We start from the raw sequence: 21,314 nt of genomic DNA on the forward strand, positions 1-21,314 counted from the left end.
GCTAATCTTCTAAAAAGTTTCCCAAAATAGAGGATGCCTCCTTTCCAGAATTTTTACCATATGGAGCAATTGCTCGTATCAACCTTCGTATAGGCATGGATTGCAGCCAAACTTTTCCTGTACCGGATAGGGTTGCAAGAAACAATCCCTCCCCCCCAAACATCATGGTTTTTAGACCACCAGCCGCTTCAACATTAAAATCGATACCAGGCTGGAAGGCGACAATACATCCGGTGTCAATTCGTAGCGTTTCGTTGTTTAGAGTTTTTTCAATGAGTGTGCCACCTGCGTGCATAAAAGCCAAGCCATCACCCTGCAACTTTTGAAGAATAAAACCTTCCCCGCCAACCAAACCTGCCCCAATGCGCTTGTTGAATGTTATGGTAACCTTTGTGCCTAGGGCTGCACATAGGAATCCATCCTTTTGAACTATTATTTCACCACCTAGGGCTGCAAGATTGAGTGGAACGATTGTTCCAGGGTAAGGTGCTGAAAATGCAACTTTCTTCTTTCCAAAACCACTGTTCGTAAAATGAGTTAGAAATAGTGAAGCCCCTGTGAGCACACGAGCGCCGGCAGAAAAGAGTTTGCCCATTAACCCCTGTGAAGGTTCAGAACCATCACCCAGCCGCGTTTCAAAATTGATACCGGCCTCCATATACAGCATGGCACCCGCTTCGGCTATAACGGTTTCCATTGGATCTAACTCTATTTCAACTAGCTGAATATCGTCACCAACGATCTTGTAGTCAATCTCATGTGATTTCATAGCACAAAAAAATTAAAATGGATTCCGATATTTCTCGTCACCATCGCTCAAAATATTGATATAGCTGTTGTAGCGTGACATGCTTATTTCACCTGACTCAACCGCGGCTATAACCGAGCATCCCGGTTCGTGGGTATGAGTGCAGTTAGAAAACCTGCAGCCATCGGCAAATTTAAAGATATCTGGGAGGTAGTGTGAAAGCTCCTCCGATGAAATATCTACTATGCCAAAGCCCTTTATTCCCGGAGTATCAATAATAAATCCACCGAATTCTAATGCAACCATTTCATAGAAAGTTGTGGTATGCTTACCCTTGAGGTGATACAGAGAAATATCACCCGTTTTGAGCGAAAAGCTAGGATCAATAACATTAATTAGCGTTGATTTTCCAACTCCTGAGTTTCCAGAAAAAACCGTAATTTTATTCTTTAACTTTTCCTTTAGTTTCTCTATTCCAATACCCTTTTTAGCAGACGTTTCTATTACCTCATATCCAGCTTTTGAGTAAATATCCTTATAGAAAAGAAGTTCCTCCTCTAACACCCCATCAAAAAGGTCTAACTTGTTGATTATTAATGATGTTGGAATACGATAAGCCTCTGCGGTAAGCAGGAATCGGTCAATGAACTCTAGCGGAGTTTTAGGAAATTCAGGGGTAACCACCAAAAACGCATGGTCGAGATTGGCTGCAAGAATGTGTGCCTCGTGCGAAAGATTTGATGATTTTCGAATAATATAGTTCTTTCGCTCCTTTACCTCCATAATTAGGCCCACTGATTCCTCAACAGTAAAGTAAACTCTGTCGCCAACAGCAATAGGATTTGTCGTTTTGATGTCCTTTAGTCGCAGCTTACCTCTAACCTTACAGTGTATCACCTCTCCTCCCTCGGCAAGCACCTCATACCAACTCCCCGTGCTCTTCATCACCAATCCCTCTTGCTTTGCCTGTCCCATAAATAGTTCTTATAACACAAATATAGTTGTTTTCATCTTGAAGAAGTGTTTTCATCCTTGATTGCGCCAATCACCAATAAAGCGCTCTTGCATGGTGATTAACTTTTGTGTGTTGATGGTGGAGCCCAATTTGCTTAGGCTAATTCCTGAAGCGGTTTAAACCCATTCCCTAATATTTCCGTTGCATCAAGTACGGTAATAAATGCCGCGTTATCGACCTCTCGAATATAATCGGTTAGCATTGACAACTCCCGTCGGTTGACAACCGTGTAAATAATTTTTTTCTCCTCCTTTTTGTATAGCCCAACACCGGGTATATAGGTGCCACCACGATTAATGTCAAAAAGAATTTTTTCGCGAATCTCTTCGTGCTTGTCTGAGACTATTAGCATACACTTTTCTGCACTAATACCAGCCAAAACGGTGTCTATAACTTTCCCCGTAACAAAAATGGTAATCCATGAATAGAGTGGAATTCTCCAGTCGCGGAAGACAGCGAGGCCAAATATTACAATGATTGAATCCACCGTCATAAGGAGTTGTCCGAGCGGCATTTTGGTATACTTCTCCAGTATCATTGCAATGATATCAGAACCACCAGAGGTAGCCTTTGATTTAAAAATAAGCCCAAGTCCAAAGCCGATAAGAATGCCTCCAAAGATACTCGACAGAAGTGGGTCAACATCGCTGTTGGCAATGAGTGGACGTACTGTAAGCCAACTGTAGTCCATAAATACCATGCAAAGCACAAAACCCACAATAGTTTTAACGCCAAACTTTGGTCCAAGCACCCTAATTCCTATAATAGTAAGCGGAATATTTAATAAAAAGCCCAAGGTGCCGATGGGGAACCCACCATTTTCTGCACCAAGATCTGGAAACATTCCTGCAGTGAGGTAATTCACCGCAATACCAATACCGTAAACACCTCCAGGAACAATGTGGTGGGGAGAAATAAAGTAGTTGAAACCCACTGACATTATGAAGCAACCCAATACAATAAGGCCATATGCCTTAAACCATCGCTTAGAGAAAAGCTTCTCCTTTGTAACGTATGTCATATAAAGTTAGTTATTAATTTTTTTACTTAAATCAAAAACAACAAGCTGCTTAAACGTTACCCTGTTCTACCTCAACCAGCTTATATAAACGATCTGCACGACGTACGGGCGTGGACACTTTAACAGAAAAAACATCTCCTTTGGCGGCCGCCTCCACTGGACCATTATTTCCGTGTATCTCCATTGCCACTCCTTCAACAACCCCGGTTGTTGGACCAATAATGACAAAATCATCGCCTCTTTTAAAGTAGTCGCTTTCTACCAACAGCTCAGCAACACCAATATTAGAAAAGTAATTTACCACTCGAGCAACATATACCTTTCGTGTTGTAGCCTTAGATCCATAGGCATCATTCCACTCTCCCAACTTTTGGCCAAGATAGTAGCCATCCCAAAATCCTCTATTAAAAACTCGGCTAAGACGAACCATCCAACCATCAACTTTCACCTTGCCAAATGTACCGTCAGCCACGGCTATAATCGCCTCGTCGTAACAGCGAACCACCGTTTTTACATAATCGGCAGATCGAGCACGACCCTCAATTTTCAAAACACTTACACCCGAAGCAATCATCTTATCAATAAAACCTATTGTACATAAGTCCTTAGGAGACATTATATACTCATTATCTATTTCAAGTTGATATCCACTTTCCTTTTCCGTTACGGTGTAAGCCTTTCGACAGGTTTGCTGACAGGCGCCCCGGTTGGCCGATGAGTTTTTCTCATGAAGGCTCATGTAGCACTTGCCAGAAATGGCCATGCATAACGCTCCATGGGCAAACATTTCAATCTTAATTTGCCGTCCTGAAGGACCAGTAATATTTTGAAGTGAAATTTGTCGTGAAATTTCAGCCACCTGGGTTAGATTCATCTCCCGGGCTAGCACCGCCACATCTGCCCAGTCAGAATAAAATCTTAACGATTCAGAATTGCTAATGCTTAGCTGGGTTGAAATATGTACCTCAACCCCCTTTTGGCGAGCGTAGGAAATGGCCGACTGGTCGCTCACAATAACAGCAGAAACGCCAGCAGAAGCAGCGGCGTCTACCACCTCCTTCATCAACGCAAGCTCCTGTTCGTATACAATAGTGTTAACAGTCAAATAAGACCTCACGCAATGCTCCCGACAAATCTGAACAATTTCAGGCAACTCGTCCAGCGAAAAATTATTGGCCGAACGTGACCTCATGTTTAGCACATCGGCGCCAAAATAAACTGAATTGGCCCCCCCCTGGATGGCTGCCAGCAAGCACTCCCTGTTACCCACTGGTGCCATCAACTCTATATCGTTCCTTTGAAATAACATTCCACAGAATTTTGGGCAAAATTACTCATTTCGTGCTATTTTCATTTTAAAAGCACACCGAATGTTGTAAAACACACATGCAGGGTGCTGTGGTGGAAAGAAACGCCACCATTAATAATGAAGTAAGCGAGAAAAGATGAATATCAATTGGTGAGCTTGTGCACTAGGTCAATAATAGCAGAATAGTCAATATTCTCCATGCACCGAAAGTGACCCTTGGGGCATTTATCGTATCCAATTTTTGAGCAAGGTCGGCACGATAATCCAGAAACCTCAAAAATTTGACTTCTATCGCCGCTGCGGTAAGGATACATCCCCAGCTCAGGTGTCGTGTTCCCCCACAATGAGATTACGTTTCGTTTATATGCGGCTGCAATGTGCATTAGACCAGTATCGGAGGTAATAACCAAGCGTGCATCCTTTATTGCCGCAGCGCTCTCCATCAATGACAACTTGCCGCAGGCACTAATTACATGAGGTCCGGACTCTAAAGCAACCGCATTCCCAAGTGTTTCATCTTCCGGACCGCCCAGAAGAACAATGGGTGTTTTTATTGATGAGCACAACTCTACAATTCGATGTTGCGGTATTCGCTTGGTAAAATGCTTGGCGCCTACAACAATTGCAATATAACCGTTATGAAAAATGGTTGGCATCACATCGAACGGACTCTTTAAGTCCGGAGGCAAAAAAAAGTCAAGTCCAAGCCCATCGTTATGAACATCGAGCGAATCAACGGATTTTAGGTATCGATCAACAATATGAACAGCGGGCATAACTTGCCATTTCGTTCTTATGTAAATCCATTTTCTAAAATTAAGTTTACTAAATGTAAAGGATTTAACACCAATCAGCTTAAGTTTCAGTATGGTTGTTCGAAGATTATGGTGCAAGTCTATGATATGGGTATACTTTTCACTGCGAAGTGCGTTAGCAAGGTGTGATAGGCTTTCATCTAGCTGGAAAACTTTATCTATATAAGGATTATGCCGAACGAGGTCAACAAAGGCTCTCTTAGTAACAAAGTGAACCTCTGAATTCGGAAATCTATTCTTAATGGCCCTTACAACAGGAGTCGTAAGCACAATATCGCCGATTGAACTAAAGCGAATGATTAAAAATTTCGGCATATACCTTACTTGGGTAGTCTATTGAAAAAGAGGGTTAGTGCTAACCACATATCTTTGCTCTCCGGGCTCGACTCCCAAAAAGTTTTAGCACCGTGGCAACCCCGAAAATTCCCTGGTCCATTAATAACCAGATTTGCCTGAGGAATGGACGATACCATGCGTTTTATATAGGGAATTTCGAGCTGCGTCCCGGTAATAAAAACATTTTTTTTGGGAAGTTTAATTCGAGATTGTACATAGGTTGTGTCTCCAAAATATTCTCCTGGCGAACAGGCTATTACACCACCTACCTTAACTGATTCAGAAGCTATAATAAGGCTAAGAGATGCGCTATAACTTGAGCCAAATAAAATTACAGGTTTTCGAACAAGCGCTCTAGCGTAGTCAATAGAGGCAAGTATATCAGGAATAGCATCTAGGTAATTTTGGGAGAGTTTTTCCTCTTTTGCCCTTTCTGCGGTTTCATTCACAACAAAGTTTTCCTCCCCCCCAGATCGTAAATCAACGGCAAGGCAACTGTAGCCAAGGTTAACCAACTTTGGTGCAATTGCACGATACTCGCCTCTACTTGAACCGGCTTGGTGTAGCAGAATTATTATGGGTGAGTTCGGCTTCCCCAAATAGAGGTCGGCAGTTACTTGCAAACCATCAGCTGCGTTGTAAGTCACCTTCTGCTGAGCGTAAGAAGCGGCTACAAGCAAAAACAGGAAACAAAAACTAAGCAACCTTTTAACCATGCTATTAACCTATGGAACTACGGTAACCTTCTCTCCACAAATAGTTACTTTGCTATTGACTACCTCAACAAAACCAGACTCCACGTCGAATAGCAAAAAATCCTCATTCTTCATGGTGATTTTTACTACGCCGCTTTCCAACGAAGAAATTAAAGGAGCATGGTTGTCGAGCATTGAAAAAGAGCCCTTTTTCCCAGGGACTCTAACCATTTTACATTCTCCAGAGAAATAAACTTTTTCGGGTGAAACTAGCTCAACAATCATTCCTTTAGTATTTATTCAGCACGCATTTTTTTTGCTTTTTCAATGGCCTCATCAATTGTTCCAACGAAGCTAAAAGCGTTTTCAGGCAAATCGTCTACATCGCCATCCATAATCATGTTGAAACCACGAATGGTCTCTTCAATTGAAACCAACACACCCTTAAATCCAGAATATGCTTCAGCCACATGAAATGGTTGGGAAAGGAATCGTTGCACGCGCCGTGCTCTGTGCACCACCAACTTGTCCTCATCTGAAAGTTCTTCCATGCCAAGAATAGCGATAATATCTTGCAACTCACGATAGCGCTGAAGGAGCCTTTTTACTCGTTGCGCAGTATTGTAGTGAACCTCTCCAACCACTTCCGGAGATAGAATTCTAGAAGTGGAATCGAGCGGATCAACGGCAGGATAAATACCCTGCTCCGAAATTTTCCGATTGAGGACGGTGGTTGCGTCGAGGTGACTAAAGGTGGTTGCTGGAGCGGGGTCAGTTAAATCATCAGCTGGCACATACACTGCCTGAACTGACGTAATAGATCCCTTTGTTGTGGAAGTAATTCGCTCTTGCATTCCCCCCATCTCTGTCGCCAACGTTGGCTGATAACCCACGGCAGAAGGCATGCGTCCCATGAGGGCAGAAACCTCCGAACCAGCTTGGGTAAACCTAAAGATATTGTCGATAAAGAATAGAATATCCTTACCACCACCCTCGCCACCACCATCGCGATACGACTCAGCGATAGTAAGCCCAGAGAGTGCAACGGTAGCACGAGCTCCGGGTGGCTCATTCATCTGCCCAAAAACCAAGGTCGCTTGTGATTTTTGTAGCTCATCTCGATCAACTTTCGAAAGATCCCATCCGCCTTGCTCCATGCTGTGCCTAAACTCGTCACCGTAACGAATAACACCTGACTCAATCATCTCGCGGAGTAGGTCATTGCCCTCGCGGGTTCGCTCGCCAACACCAGCAAAAACGGATATTCCATCATGCTTCTTTGCAATATTGTTGATGAGCTCCATGATAAGCACTGTTTTCCCAACACCTGCGCCACCAAAAAGGCCAATTTTTCCACCTTTAGGATACGGCTCAAGCAGGTCAATAACCTTTATTCCAGTATATAGAATTTCATTTTTTGTTGAAAGGTGCTCATAAGAAGGCGGCTCTCGATGTATTGGGTAGGAATTTTTGTAAGACAACGGGCCAATACCATCAATCGCTTCTCCGATCACATTCAGCAAGCGCCCCTTTACTTGATCACCAACGGGCATACTAATGGACGAACCAAGACCCAGCGCCTCCATTCCTCTTTTTAGACCATCGGTGGAATCCATCGCAATACATCGAACGGCATTTTCGCCAATATGCTGCTGGCATTCTACAATTAATGCACGTCCATCTTCACGAATAATTTTGATTGCATCATGAATACTGGGAAGTTCTTCTGAGCCCTTGTCGAAAACGACATCAACGACAGGACCAATCACCTGAATAATTTTCCCTTGCTTATTTTCCATACTATCATGCATTATTGGAAAAAAAATAAATTCTGTGTGGCAAAATTAGCACAAAAAACAACCAATGGTTAAACGATCTTGCTTTTTAGCTATTCCTTGCCATCATTTTATTTGCCAAATTTTCTAATACAGCGATTCTCCCGTCTGATGTGTTAATGCGCCTTAGGTTGTCAAAGCTAAGGGTGAAGTGTTTATCAATTAACTCTTCCGCCAGGTAGTCTACCTTTAGCTCTTTGTAAATGGATAATATACCACTTATTTTTTTCTCTGGTTCAATTTCCGTAATGTTTAAATAGCTGTTTAGGAGATCGTGCTGACTTCCTCTTGCCAGTCGCAGCGCATTAATTAGCAATATGGTTTTCTTGTTTGCGACAATATCACCTCCAATCTTTTTCCCAAAAACATGAGTATCGCCAAACGAGTCAAGCAAGTCGTCCTGAAGTTGAAACGCAATACCAAGATTAAGCCCAAAGTTTTTCATCAGCTCCTGGTCTGTTTCGCTCGCGCCGCCACAAATGGAACCGATGGAGCAGCAACCGGCAAGGAGTGCAGCGGTTTTCAACTCAACCATTCGAATATATTCGTCCTCGGTAACGTAGGTCTCCTTCTCAAAATTCATGTCCAGCTGTTGCCCTTGGCATACCTCCAATGCTACCTTGTTAAAAACAGGAAGCAGCTTGGCAATAAAGTTTTTATCCGACTTTTGAAGCATTTCATAGGCAACAACCATTAATGCATCGCCAGAAAGAATTGCCGTATTTGTATCCCATTTCCGGTGAACAGTATCTTGGCCTCGACGCATGTCGGCACCATCCATAATATCATCATGAATTAAGGTGAAATTATGAAACAGCTCCAACGCCAAGGCCGGCTCAACAGCGCCCTGAACATTGTCGTTAAAAATATTGCAAGCCATTAAGGTAATAATAGGGCGAATGCGTTTCCCTCCAGCGGAAAGCAAATACCTAATTGGAGCAAAAAGTTCAGAAGGTTCACGGTCAAGCTCTAACCCCAAGAGGCCTTTTTCGGCAATTTTCTGCAGATCCTCAAATGAATACATGCGTAAACAGTTTATTGGTTATCAACATCATCCTTAATCTTAAGTTCGCTGAGCTCGATATCCAGCTCCTCATCGTATATGGAAATAAGGGGATCGCTGAAGAATTGTTTTTTCCTTATCTTTTCTAAGGTAAGCAATAGCGTTGGCAACACAATGAGATTACTAAACATAGCAATTAGCAGGGTAAATGAAATTAGAACGCCGAGTGCCACGGTACCACCAAAGCTGCTAGCCGCAAAAATTCCAAAGCCAAAGAAAAGAATTATGGAGGTATAAAGCATGCTCACGCCCGTCTCCCGAATGGCAAACCTTACCGATTCTCCAATATTATTTCCGGAAAGCAGCATTTCCTGTTTATACTTTGCTAAAAAGTGAATGGAGTTATCCACTGAAATTCCAAAAGCAATGCTAAAAACTAGAACGGTAGACGGTTTCAGCGATATACCCAAATAACCCATAAGCGCGGCCGTTAACAGCAGAGGAATTAAGTTTGACAGCAGTGCAAAAAGGACCATTTTAGTTGAACGAAACATGCCCGCCATAAAGACCACAATAAGCAGTACGGCTAGAATTAAACTCGATATTAAATTGTGGACGAGGTATTCACTCCCCTTGGCGTTTACCACGCTGCCACCCGTTATGGAAACTAACGATGATTTAGCGCCATAAACGTCGTGAATATTTTGCGAAATACTATCGAGAAGGACGTTCATCTTCTGGGTTCCAACGTCGGCAACATTATACATAATGCGCGCATACCGGCCAGAGGAGTCAACAAAGTTGTTAAATATTGCATTGTCCGATTCCCCCCTAGGTAAATAGGACATAATAAAACCCACCTCCATAGAAATTGGAAATCGATACGCCGAGGCCTGTCCGTTAAAGTATCCTTGCCGAGCAAACGTCACTGCCTCAACAATTGAAAGAGGCTTGGAAAGTTCAGGGTAGCGTTTCAACTTGTTCTGGAGCTCATTTATATGCTTTAGATTCTCGTATTGCATTAAACCCTTGGGTCGTTGAGCATCTATCAGAATTTCAAAGGGCATCAAACCAGAGAAGTTTGACTCAAAAAATTTTAGATCACGGTAAACCTTGGAGTTATGGGGTACATCATCAACCATGTATCCATTGCTCTTAACCATTGATAGCCCAATGATGCCGACCAGAATTAAAAAAGCAGCGATGCCAAAAATAACTTTTCGATGATAGAAAGTAATGTCCACAATAAACTTGGTTACCCTTCGCATATACCTGTTTTCGAGATGCTTAAGGTGCTTGTCGGTGGGTGGTGGGAGAAAGCTGAAAATGACAGGAATAAGGGTTATGGAAACGATAAAAACGCCCAGAATATTAACAGAGGCAACTAGTCCGAACTCCCGCAATATTTGTGTTCCAGCAATAACAAAAGTTCCAAAACCCGCGGCCGTTGTTAAATTTGTCATAAAAGCAGCGCTACCAACTTTTTGAATTACACGCTGTAGCGCCTTGATCTTATTTCCGTGGTAACGGTATTCTTGGTGATATTTATTTAGAAGAAAGACACAGTTGGGGATGCCAATTACAATTATCAACGGCGGAATTACTGCAGTAAGAATTGTTACCGGATAACCAAAAAACGCCAAGGTGCCCATTGCCCAAATTACAGAAACACCAACAACAACAAGAGAGAATAGGACGACCTTAAACGATCGAAAAAACAGGTAAAGAATCAGTGCTGTTACTGCTATGGCAAGAAAAATGAAAAAAAACATTTCCGACTTAACCATCTCCGCCATGGTAACTCGAATGTATGGAAGGCCTGAAACGTGGGCTGTCAAACCAGTTTGACGCTCGTAGTGGTTAATCGTCCCCATAATGCTATCGAGAAGGGTGACGCGTTGGGCACTTTGGAGAATTTCCTTATCCAACGAAACCATCATGATGAAAGTAGAGGCGGTGTCGTTATAGAGAAATCCCTTATAAAATGGCAAGGTGTATATAACCTGCTTTATGCTATCAAGTTGTTGCTGGTCTTCAATGCCAACCTGTACAATTTTGGTCAGCTGAAACTTTTTTGGCTCAGTATTTTTCTTGAGGGTATAAATGTCGTAAATTGAAAAAGCCTCTTTAACTCCCGTTATCGTCTTGAGGGAATGTTGTAAGTCGCGCCAATAACAATAATGCTTATAAGTAAAAAATTTGTTGTCGGTAATACCAATAAAGATAGCGTTGCCACCAGCGCCAAACTTCTTAGTAAACCGATCGTAGTTTACCTGAACGCTATCGTCAGCTGGCAGAAGTGAGGCCGGTTCATAAAGCATTTTAAGCTGGGTTGCCTTATATCCCATCACCAGCGTAATTAAGGAAATAATAACAATAACAACAGGCCGGTTCTTCAGGATCAACCTAGCAATAATTCGAAACATCAGAAGTGACATTTAAGAATATGGTTTCTTATTTACTTGAAGAAGGCAAAGATAGTAAAGTAACAAAAATTCTCCTGCTGTTTTGATCCACCACTAAAAAAGGAATGTAGAAACCTGCCCCAAAAGTTTGTACTTTCACAGTGCAACAATTTGTTTTACATTTGTCTGCTTCACTTGAAAAGAACGAGTAATGAGTAATGCTTTTTTTAGTTTTTTAACACTTGTTGGCTCCTTGGGCTTATTCCTATTTGGAATGAAGCTGATGAGTGAATCATTGCAAAAAGTGGCAGGAGACAAGATGCGGAATATTCTTGCCGCCATGACCACGAATAAGGCAACACGCATACTTACAGGGGTTATGGTAACGGCTGTAATCCAATCATCTTCTGCTACCACAGTAATGGTCGTAAGTTTCGTCAATGCCGGTTTAATGTCTCTTACACAGTCTGTTGGCGTAATAATGGGGGCCAACATCGGAACCACAGTAACCGCATGGATTATTTCAATTCTCGGTTTTCAAATTGACATTAGCCATATAGCACTACCACTTATTGGAATCAGCTTTCCGCTTCTGTTTTCGAAGGTTCATCGTTATAAATTTACTGGTGAACTTATTACCGGTTTTGCGCTCCTCTTCATTGGATTGGGCTATCTAAAAGATTCCGTTCCTAGCATAAACGACAATCCCCAAATTCTTGAGTTCATTAAAAACTATACTAACCTAGGATTACTCTCCACCATAATTTTTGTGGCCATTGGTACCCTGCTCACCATTATCATTCAATCATCAAGTGCAACGATGGCGCTTACCCTTGTTATGTGTTCAAACGGTTGGATTTCCTTTGAAAGTGCGGCCGCAATGGTGCTGGGCGAAAATATTGGAACCACAATAACGGCAAATATTGCAGCCATGGTGGCCAATGTTTCAGCTAAGCGCGCCGCAAGATCCCACTTCATCTTCAATGTTTTTGGTGTAGTTTGGGTAATTGCACTATTTCATCCATTTTTAAAGTTCATTTCGTTCATTCTCACCTCAGCTGGAGCATCATCGCCATTTATTTCAATTGCGTCAATTCCAATAGCGCTATCCCTTTTCCATACTGTTTTTAATATCACCAACACGTTGCTTTTGGTGAATTTTACTGGACTAATAGTAATGGTGGTTACTAAAATGGTCCCAGCAAAGGAAGATGAAGAAGAAAATTTCAGACTCAAACATTTGGAAATTGGATTACTTTCAACATCAGAACTATCTCTTCTTCAGGCAAAAAAGGAGATTATCACCTATGCTAGAAGAACCAACAAGATGTTCTCTTTTGTAAGAGAGCTGTTTAAGGAAACTAATGGGAAAAAATTTGAACAAATACTTAACAGAATAATTAAGTATGAGGAGATAAGTGATAGAGTTGAACTTGAAATTGCCACATATCTTACGCAGGTTGCCGAGGGGGATTTAAGCGAAGAGGGGGCAAAGCGTATTCATGCCATGCTAAAGGTGATCAGCAACATGGAAAGCATTGCTGACTCGGCCTACAACTTAGCCAAGACCCTTGACCGAAAAAGGCAAAACAATATCTGGTTTCCGCAGGAGCTGCGCAACAACATTAATGGAATGTTCGATAGGGTGGATGAGGCATTTGCAGTAATGCTTGAAAACTTAGAGCTCGGCTATGGTAAAATCTCGCTTGATAAAGCAAACGGAATAGAGCAACAGATTAACTTGAAGAGAAATATGCTACGGGAAGAACATATACAAAACGTTGAAAGCAATAAGTACAAATATCTTGCGGGTGTAGTTTACAACGATCTTTTCTCTGAAAGCGAAAAATTGGCCGACTACATAATCAATGTCTCAGAGGACATTTTCTCCATAAAGCCAATCCCTTATGAATCGAAGCCCCAAAATAAGCACATACCTAACGAACAAGATAATTAACATACAAAGCCCGCTGAAGACTTTTCCTCAACGGGCTTCGCTATCCCAATTTTAGGGCAATTAATTCTTTAGTGCTTCAGCTCCAGTGGTAATCTCTGAAATTTCATTTGTAATTGCTGCTTGACGAGCCTTATTATACTGCAAACTAAGTTGTTTTATCAGGTCTGTTGCATTCTCGGTTGCAATATGCATTGCTGTAGTTCTTGCGCCATGCTCAGAAGCAACCGACTCAAGTAGGGCGCTAAAGAGCTTTACCTTTATTGCTTGGGGAATAATTTCTTCCAAAAGTCCCGCCATGTCAGGTTCTAGAATATACTTTGGCATGAACTTAGAATTTTCATTCACCTTTGCAGTAAATGGTAGTATTAATTCCCTGCAAGGCTGCTGTATTCCAGCGCTGATAAACTTGTTGTAAATCAACTCAACACGCTGAGTTTTTTCCAATGAAAAAGATGAAATTAACCCATCTGCTAAAACGGAAAGTACTTCCCTGTTTGGCTTGTCAACCAATGACCGGTAAGGTCCAGAAACATTAATTCCCTTTTTTACAAAGTGCTCGTGCCCATGCCGACCTAAAACAATAAGATTTACGCCAATCCCCGCATTGCTTGTTTTGTATTCGGCCATGATCTTCTCTGCCAATTTTATGGCATTGGCATTGAATGTTCCACAAAGGCTTCCGTTGGCAGTAAATATCACAAGCGTCACATTCGAAAGTTTGACAGGCGTTTTGGCAAGGGGAATATTCTGCACAATCTCCTTGTCTGCCGCCAAATTCGAAACCATATCGAACAGCTTAGTGCTGTAAGGCCGAATTCTAAAGATGGAATCCTGTGCCTTTTTTAGCTTGGCTGCGGACACCATTTTCATAGCGCTGGTTATCTTTTTTGTGGAAGTAACCGACGTAATTCTACTTCTGATCTCCTTTAGAGATGGCATCCTTCATCAATTATTTAGAAAATCGTTTAGCAACATCTGTAGCAACGTCTGTCAATATTTTGGCAAGGTCGTCGTTTATAATACCGCTTTGTAAGGGTGCGAGCACCGAATCGTTATATTTTGAATCAAGCAACTCAAAAAGTGACAACTCGAACTCCTTCACTCGTTCGGCGGGCACATCCTTCAATAGCCCCTTTGTACCGCAGAAAATAATAGCAATCTGCTTTCCAACTGGCATTGTAGCGTGAAGCCCTTGCTTTAGAATTTCAACATTTTTAGCCCCTTTATCCAAAATTGCCTTTGTTCCGGGGTCAAGGTCACTGCCAAACTTCGAAAAGGCCTCCAGCTCTCTGTATTGTGCCTGGTCGAGTTTTAAGGTGCCAGCAATTTTTTTCATCGATTTCAACTGGGCGTTTCCGCCAACTCGAGAAACAGAGATTCCAACATTAATTGCCGGTCTGATTCCTGCATTAAAAAGATTTGACTCAAGAAAAATCTGGCCGTCGGTAATGGAGATTACATTTGTTGGAATGTAGGCAGAAACGTCACCAGCCTGTGTTTCAATAATGGGTAATGCCGTAAGTGATCCTCCGCCCTTAACCATCCGACGAATTGATTCTGGTAAGTCATTCATCTGGATGGCGATATCATCAGATTTAATTATTTTTGCTGACCGCTCGAGAAGGCGGCTATGTAAATAAAAGATATCGCCAGGGTATGCCTCACGTCCGGGAGGACGACGGAGTAGTAACGAAACTTCACGATAAGCAACAGCCTGCTTAGAAAGATCATCATAAACAACCAGTGCGTGTAGACCTGAGTCTCTAAAAAACTCGCCAATTGCAGCACCCGCAAATGGGGCATAGAACTGCAATGCCGCGGGATCAGAGGCCGGAGCAGCAACAATAATAGTATACTTTAAGGCGTCATGCTCCTCAAGAGTTTTTACGATGTTAACAACGGTGCTGTTTTTTTGACCTATTGCAACGTAGATGCAGTAAACAGGGTCGCCATTTTCAAAGTATTGCCTCTGATTTAAAATAGTATCAATGGCAATTGTGGTCTTGCCTGTTTGCCGGTCCCCAATAATAAGTTCGCGCTGCCCCCGCCCAATTGGGAACATGGCATCGATTGCAATCAAGCCTGTTTGCAGAGGCTCATTCACCGGTTGTCTAAAAATAACACCCGGGGCCTTACGCTCTAGCGGCATTTCGTAGAGCTTTCCGGCAATTGGTCCTTTCCCATCTATGGGTTGGCCGATGGTATTTACCACACGTCCGAGCAATCCTTCTCCCACATGAATAGAGGCGATTCGACCGGTTCCTTTTGCAGTAAAGCCCTCCTTGATTTCTTCGGAAGAACCCAGCAGCACAACCCCAATATTGTCTTCTTCGAGGTTAAGAACGATACCCATAATACCATTTTCAAACTCAATGAGCTCATTTGATCGCACGTTGGTCAGCCCATAGAGACGAGCAATGCCATCACCCACCTGCAGCACTCTTCCAATTTCCTCAAATTGGCTATCTGCCTTTAAACCGGCTAACTCCATTTTAAGGATTTCGGCTATTTCCCCTGGCTTAATATCGGCCATATTGCTTTTTTGTTAAATTAATTACTCTAGTTTGCCTCAAGTATCCTATTTTTCAGACGCTTCAACTTGGTTGCAATACTTGCATCTAACATAATATCGTTCAGGGCAAGAGTAAAACCACCAATTAATTCAGGCTTTGTTATAAAGTCCAGCTCAACTGTGCCAACCAGCAACTTCTTTAAATTGATGATAATACTTTTGCGCTCCTCTTCGTCCATCACCACCGCAGAGGAAAACGCTACTTTCACAATTCCTGCGGATTTTCGATAAATTAAAAAGTAGGAAATCAATATGTTTTTCAGAAAGACCTCCCGTTTTTTCTCCACAAGAAACTTCAAAAATCGAAGTGACACCATTGAAACTTTCCCCGTAAAGATTTTCTCAACAATGCCAGATTTCATTGAGGGAAAGATAACGGGAGAACTAAAGAGTTCCTGTAGTTCAGGGGTTGCATTTAGCACTGAATAAACTTTTACCATATCGCCATACACCACATCGGTTGCATGTTGGTCAACAGAATACTCATGCAGAGCACGAGCGTATTTTACAAAAAGACGACTTTGGTTCATTTTTGTCAGCTTAGCTTAATGTCTTTCAGCAGCTCGTTGATCAGTTTTTCCTGCTCGGTGTTATTTGCAAGTTCCTTTTTTAAAAGTTGCTCGGCAATATCAATAGAAAGAAGGGCCGCTTGGCGCTTTAAATCAGCCATCGCCTTCTCCTTTTCTTGCTGAATCATAATTTTGGCAAGCTCCATCTGCTTTCGCGTCTCCTCTTGAGCCGCTGAACGAGCCTCCCCAATAATATTTTCTTTTAGCACGCGAGCTTCTTTCATTATTTCCTCCTGCTGAGCACGAGCGTTGGTCAAAACAAGACTTCCTTCCTTTTGCAACCGACCAAACTCTTCCCTTGCTTTTTGTGCCGATTCAAGGGAATGCTTTATGGTTTCCTCCCTGCTCGTTAGGGCACGAAGAACGCTTGGCCAAGCATATTTTTGGAGGATAAAGTAAACAATTGCAAAAGACAATACCATCCAAAAAATCAAGCTGAAGTCGGGTATTAGTAGTCCCATATTACGACTGTTTACCTTTTAGAGAATGAGCGCTAAAAATGAAATAATAATGGCGAAGAAAGATACACCCTCAACCAACGCGGCACCAAGAATCATGTTCGAACGAATATCCCCAATTGCTTCTGGTTGACGGGCAATAGCCTCAAGAGCAGAACCACCAATTAGTCCGATTCCGATACCTGCACCAACAGCAGCCAGACCAGCACCTATTGCGCCACCCAACTTTGCTAAACCAATACCTGTAGAGGCTGCCTGAAGAATAATGCCTAATGTTACCATGTTCGTTATTTTTTTTAGGTTAAACTATTTATTGTGATGCCTCAACTCTACTTTAGCCATACCAAAATAGATAGCGGAAAGCATTGTAAACACATACGCTTGAATAAAAGCAACAAGCAACTCCAGCAAAGTCATAAATACGGTAAATGCTATAGTGAAAACAGAAAAACCGTACCCTGCCACTGCTGACATTTGCCCAAAAATGAAGATAAGTGAAAAGAAAACAATTGCCACCATATGTCCAGCCAGAATATTTGCAAATAAACGAATCATCAAGATGATTGGCTTTGTGAATACGCTTGTAATTTCAACTAATGGCATCAATGGAATTGGATATTTTAAAAACCAAGGGATTTCCGGATTGTTGAAAATTTCTACCCAGTAATCCTTATTGGTGCTTATTGTGGTAATAATAAAAATAAGCACAGCCAAAACCATTGTTATTGCAATATTTCCCGTCACGTTTGCACCACCTGGAAATACAGGTATAATTCCTAAAAGATTTGAAAACCAAATAAAGAAGAATACTGTTAACAGCAATGGCATGAACTTATTATATCTTTCCACACCGATTGAAGGGATTGCTATTTCATCGCGAACAAAGATTATGATTGGTTCAAAAAGATTCTGTATCCCATGCGGTGCTGTATCTGGATTTTTTTTATACCGGTTAGCAATGGTTAAAAATACCACAAGCATTATCGCCGAAATAACGAATAGGGATACCACGTTCTTTGAAATCGAAAAATCGAGGGGTCTCGACTCTTTGGTGGCACCATTAGCACCAACTACTGATTCAACCAACTTTCCTTGGTACACCCCCTTTTCGCTGATGTGAAAGCTTCCGTATTTTCCAGAATGAAGTTGCGATGAGAGAAAAAAACAAAATCCGCTATGTTTTGAGTAAAGCATGATTGGTAGCGGAATGGTTATTTTTTTACTACCAATGTCGGTAATATGCCATTGGTACGAATCCTGAATGTGCTCCATCACAAAATCACCCGGCAGGAATTTTTTTGTGGATTCAGTTCCGTTTTCTTGACACATCGCTGGCACGAAAAGGGCCAAGAAGGTAAGTGTTCCTAATAGTTTCTTAAAACCAATCACGATATTTTTTTGGGCGAAATTTAATTCTTTTTCTTGGTATGTGCCTCCGATTTTTGAAGTAATATGAAAATGTCAAAGATTAGAAAAGCTAAATACAAAATTGACAGAGAGATAAGAAATGGTACTGCTTGAACTTTTATCAGAAAAACGTAAGTTGCCATAAGTAGAATCATTAGAAACATTTTCAATGTGCTGAAAAGGAGAAATCTATTTAAAAAAAGGCTAGGGTGACCGCTCATGGCTTTGCCAAGAACCCGTTGGCTAATAAAAGAATAGGCGGAAAACAAAAACAGGAGAAAGGGAAAGAATGTAAAATATGAGCGAGGTGAAATAAAAACAAAAATAACAATAGCCGCAAGCGCTATCGCTCCAACGAACATAAAGAGTTTATAATCCTGACCCGAAAAAAATTGTTTCTTCATTTCTATATTATGGTTAGAAGAAAATTCTGCTCATCTTTTAAAAAAGAATATTGGGTGCATGAGTAACAAGATAAGCGGGTGAGGCATTAATGCCTCACCCGCTTATGAAATTGTGACACCCTACATAGTGTCATTTTCTTTTTTGGATATTTCCCCTGTAAAGATATTTTGAGCAACATCGGTGTCGGTCATATTACAGTATCCAGTAAACCTTGAGCCGGGTTCCACTGAAAATTTCCCTGTTGTAATATCTCCAATAACACGACTTGAAGATTTAAGTGCAAGAAGGTCGACAACAGAAATCTTGCCCTCAACCGACCCGGATACATCAGCATTCTTGCAAGAAATTTCTCCTTTAATACGTCCTGTTTCGCCCACTACAACTTTCCCTTTTGTTGTTATGTTCCCAGTCAGAATGCCATCAATTCGAAGATCACCGTTTGAATTGATGTCTCCTGTTATTTCAGTTCCACCACCAATTAAGTTGATGTTTGCAGAGATTGTTTCTGTTTCGTTGTACTTAGCCATAGCAATGAAATTAATGAGTCTTTTAATCGTGACAAATATAAAAAAATTGAACGGTACCTAATAATAAAAATTACGAGGTAACTTGCAGAAAGAGGTAAACCCAAGCGATATCTACGAATGAATGGCTTGTTAGTTTCCCTTCACCCTCTATTTTTTCGTCTTCGTCACTCATATTTGGCGATTCCATATCGTCTGCATCACCTTCGTCAACATCATCAAGCCAAACATTTCTGGGAAATTCCGGTCCCTTATTTCTCAAAATAAAGGCAAGAACAAATCCAGCTGCACCTCCAAACAAGTGGCCTTCCCACGAAATTTCAGGAAAAATGGGCAACAACCCCCAAACCATACCGCCATACTCAAGCACGACAATGAGTGAAACTGCCAGTAGTCGAACATTCTGCCGAATCAGCCCACTAAAGAAAAGAAACGACGCTAAGCCATATACCACTCCAGATGCCCCAACGTGGTATGCTTCTCTACCATAAAACCAAGTTAAGGCTCCTCCAGCAAGCCAACAGCCGACCAACACTATAATACCAAGATCCTTGTAGAAATAGAATACCCCCGTAAGCAAAACAAAAAATGCAATGCTATTGGAAGCAAGATGGCTCCAGCTTGCATGAATAAATGGAGAAGTTAAAATTCCAATTGCACCATGCAGATCTCGTGGCAATATGCCAAACTTGTAGCCAACAAAAAGACCGTTTTGCTCCAATATAAAAATCAAAAAAAATGAAAAGATGAACATAAATGGGATTACTGAACTTAACAATAATCGCTTAGGAGAATTATCCATATGTATGCAATCTTTCTGCTACGATCAACAAACAGTTTATTTTCATTACCTCGACATTGTTTCTCTTCTTAAAAACAGATACCCTAAGCCACTATTATTAATTAATTGAAGGTGAAATCAAAGCCTAAGAGATTTCTCCTTTGGGGTCTGCATTATATTCATTTTTAAATTCATAAAAAAGCGCAAAAGAACAAATAGCTTGCAATTGTTACAAGCTATATTTCAATCAAGAACATGTTTTCTAACCACCAAACTCCGTTTTTGTAACAGGGTAAATAACAAATCGTTAAAAAAAGTACCGCGCTAAATACCACAACATTCGAACCGAATACTTTTTTTTACTAGCCAAATAAATATGTTAATTATTCTGAACAATTACATTAAGTTAATTCGTCAATGACTTGTTAATTAAATTTATATCGCCAGTGAATACTCCTTTAATTGTAGAAACCCATAGAGTACCTTCAGCATCTTCAAACAAGTAGAATACACGGTCATTGGTTATTCCCTCCTTCATCCCAAACTTATGCCATTTGCCTAGTTTGTAATACGATAGCCCAAGTCGGCTCCTTTCCTTTAAACTTCCACCACACCAAATTCCGCCGAACCTATCGGCAAGCAAACAATCAACAGAATACTTTCCAATTTCAGGGAAAGAATAAGTATGAAATTGCCCATTGTTCAACATTGTTATTCCGCCAGATTGATTATCGTAATAACCGCCAAACCACATTCGGCCAAGATAATCCTCCACAATTGTCCCAACGCAGTTGTCAACTAAACCATCATTCATGGTATAGGTGTGCCACTTTAGGCCATCATAAACACTAATACCTTGGTTGTCAAATTTTCCACCAGCCCAAATGTAGTTGCGGGTATCTTCATACAGGATAGTCGCCTCCGGTATTATATAAGCATCTTCAAACCCATGAAATCGTCCTTCGGAGTACTGACAAATTCCCGATTCGGTGGCGATCCAAATTCGACTGTCTCTATCTACCAAAATATCATTAATCTTAATGTCGGGCAAGCCATAATTTTCACCAATTGTAGTCCAGCCGGTATCGTTTTTCTGCAATATTCCGCCAAAGGTTGCCACCCATATTTCATTTTTCGGAATTTCGCAAATCTTGTTTATAACTGGAAATGCAGAGTAGTTTTTTATCGACCAGGTTGTCCATTTTGAATGCCTATAGTTTGCGAGAACAATGGCATTGGATTGTTGAGATGAAATGCCACCCACCCAAATAGATCCATCCGTGGCTACCATTACTTTTTGATATGTAGCCACCGGTAAACCATCGTCCGTTGTGAAAAACTTTACCTCGCTACCCTTCTCCATTACGACCCCTCCTTGGCCATATCCATCGCCTGTTGCAAACCAGAGCACGGAGTCGGTAGTTTCACAAGCAGAAAATACGAGAAATTTAAAGGCGGT

Annotated in this window: 20 protein-coding genes; 1 reads left to right on the plus strand and 19 read right to left on the minus strand. The window is 41.4% G+C overall.

From position 1 onward, the window contains the following. Position 1 precedes the first annotated feature (1 nt). The 10 genes from VMW01_12825 to VMW01_12870 form a co-directional block, all read right to left on the minus strand. Positions 2-769, minus strand: a complete 768-nt coding sequence (locus VMW01_12825) for a TIGR00266 family protein (GenBank protein HUW07135.1) — start codon at positions 767-769, stop codon at positions 2-4. A 12-nt stretch (positions 770-781) separates the two neighbouring features. Next, entirely contained in the window at positions 782-1,723 is a 942-nt protein-coding gene (rsgA, locus tag VMW01_12830) for a ribosome small subunit-dependent GTPase A (protein HUW07136.1), read from the minus strand. A gap of 134 nt (positions 1,724-1,857) precedes the next feature. Beyond that, on the minus strand, positions 1,858-2,784 hold the full coding sequence (locus VMW01_12835; GenBank protein HUW07137.1) for a YitT family protein: 927 nt from the start codon (positions 2,782-2,784) through the stop codon (positions 1,858-1,860). A gap of 49 nt (positions 2,785-2,833) precedes the next feature. Continuing rightward, positions 2,834-4,093: a peptidase U32 family protein gene (locus tag VMW01_12840; GenBank protein HUW07138.1), complete on the minus strand. Its 1,260-nt coding sequence runs from the start codon at positions 4,091-4,093 to the stop codon at positions 2,834-2,836. Positions 4,094-4,236: 143 nt separating this feature from the next. Further along, positions 4,237-5,223, minus strand: coding sequence for a glycosyltransferase family 9 protein (locus VMW01_12845; protein HUW07139.1), 987 nt, complete (start codon positions 5,221-5,223; stop codon positions 4,237-4,239). Between the two features lie 5 nt (positions 5,224-5,228). Continuing rightward, complete coding sequence (locus tag VMW01_12850; protein ID HUW07140.1) at positions 5,229-5,960, minus strand: hypothetical protein; 732 nt, start codon at positions 5,958-5,960, stop codon at positions 5,229-5,231. Positions 5,961-5,969: 9 nt separating this feature from the next. Next, positions 5,970-6,224 (minus strand): ATP synthase F1 subunit epsilon, encoded by a 255-nt coding sequence (gene atpC, locus VMW01_12855; protein HUW07141.1) that lies wholly within the window; start codon positions 6,222-6,224, stop codon positions 5,970-5,972. Positions 6,225-6,235: 11 nt separating this feature from the next. Next, the gene (atpD, locus tag VMW01_12860) at positions 6,236-7,738 is read right to left on the minus strand and encodes a F0F1 ATP synthase subunit beta (protein HUW07142.1); all 1,503 of its coding nucleotides are present in this window, start codon (positions 7,736-7,738) and stop codon (positions 6,236-6,238) included. 85 nt (positions 7,739-7,823) lie between these two features. Next, positions 7,824-8,798 (minus strand): polyprenyl synthetase family protein, encoded by a 975-nt coding sequence (locus VMW01_12865; GenBank protein HUW07143.1) that lies wholly within the window; start codon positions 8,796-8,798, stop codon positions 7,824-7,826. 11 nt (positions 8,799-8,809) lie between these two features. Next, the gene (locus tag VMW01_12870) at positions 8,810-11,203 is read right to left on the minus strand and encodes an efflux RND transporter permease subunit (protein HUW07144.1); all 2,394 of its coding nucleotides are present in this window, start codon (positions 11,201-11,203) and stop codon (positions 8,810-8,812) included. 190 nt (positions 11,204-11,393) lie between these two features. Between VMW01_12870 and VMW01_12875 the strand changes: the two genes are divergently transcribed. Beyond that, a complete protein-coding gene (locus VMW01_12875) occupies positions 11,394-13,139 on the plus strand; it encodes a Na/Pi cotransporter family protein (GenBank protein ID HUW07145.1) in 1,746 nt (581 codons plus the stop codon). A 60-nt stretch (positions 13,140-13,199) separates the two neighbouring features. Here VMW01_12875 and atpG read toward each other — a convergent pair whose 3' ends face one another. The 9 genes from atpG to VMW01_12920 all read right to left on the minus strand — a co-directional run bounded on the left by atpG (position 13,200) and on the right by VMW01_12920 (position 21,266). Then, positions 13,200-14,078 (minus strand): ATP synthase F1 subunit gamma, encoded by an 879-nt coding sequence (gene atpG, locus VMW01_12880; protein ID HUW07146.1) that lies wholly within the window; start codon positions 14,076-14,078, stop codon positions 13,200-13,202. 10 nt (positions 14,079-14,088) lie between these two features. Further along, positions 14,089-15,672: a F0F1 ATP synthase subunit alpha gene (gene atpA, locus VMW01_12885; GenBank protein HUW07147.1), complete on the minus strand. Its 1,584-nt coding sequence runs from the start codon at positions 15,670-15,672 to the stop codon at positions 14,089-14,091. 26 nt (positions 15,673-15,698) lie between these two features. Then, positions 15,699-16,241, minus strand: a complete 543-nt coding sequence (gene atpH / locus VMW01_12890) for an ATP synthase F1 subunit delta (protein HUW07148.1) — start codon at positions 16,239-16,241, stop codon at positions 15,699-15,701. 5 nt (positions 16,242-16,246) lie between these two features. After that, a complete protein-coding gene (gene atpF, locus VMW01_12895) occupies positions 16,247-16,741 on the minus strand; it encodes a F0F1 ATP synthase subunit B (protein ID HUW07149.1) in 495 nt (164 codons plus the stop codon). Positions 16,742-16,759: 18 nt separating this feature from the next. Further along, a complete protein-coding gene (gene atpE / locus VMW01_12900; GenBank protein ID HUW07150.1) occupies positions 16,760-17,020 on the minus strand; it encodes an ATP synthase F0 subunit C in 261 nt (86 codons plus the stop codon). A gap of 24 nt (positions 17,021-17,044) precedes the next feature. Continuing rightward, entirely contained in the window at positions 17,045-17,824 is a 780-nt protein-coding gene (gene atpB, locus VMW01_12905) for a F0F1 ATP synthase subunit A (GenBank protein HUW07151.1), read from the minus strand. 845 nt (positions 17,825-18,669) lie between these two features. After that, complete coding sequence (locus tag VMW01_12910) at positions 18,670-19,077, minus strand: polymer-forming cytoskeletal protein (protein HUW07152.1); 408 nt, start codon at positions 19,075-19,077, stop codon at positions 18,670-18,672. Positions 19,078-19,147: 70 nt separating this feature from the next. Continuing rightward, positions 19,148-19,876, minus strand: coding sequence for a rhomboid family intramembrane serine protease (locus tag VMW01_12915; GenBank protein HUW07153.1), 729 nt, complete (start codon positions 19,874-19,876; stop codon positions 19,148-19,150). Between the two features lie 385 nt (positions 19,877-20,261). Next, on the minus strand, positions 20,262-21,266 hold the full coding sequence (locus VMW01_12920; protein HUW07154.1) for a two-component regulator propeller domain-containing protein: 1,005 nt from the start codon (positions 21,264-21,266) through the stop codon (positions 20,262-20,264). Between the last annotated feature and the right edge of the window lie 48 nt (positions 21,267-21,314).

Source organism: Williamwhitmania sp. (genome assembly GCA_035529935.1).
In the GTDB taxonomy this organism is placed as follows: domain Bacteria; phylum Bacteroidota; class Bacteroidia; order Bacteroidales; family Williamwhitmaniaceae; genus Williamwhitmania.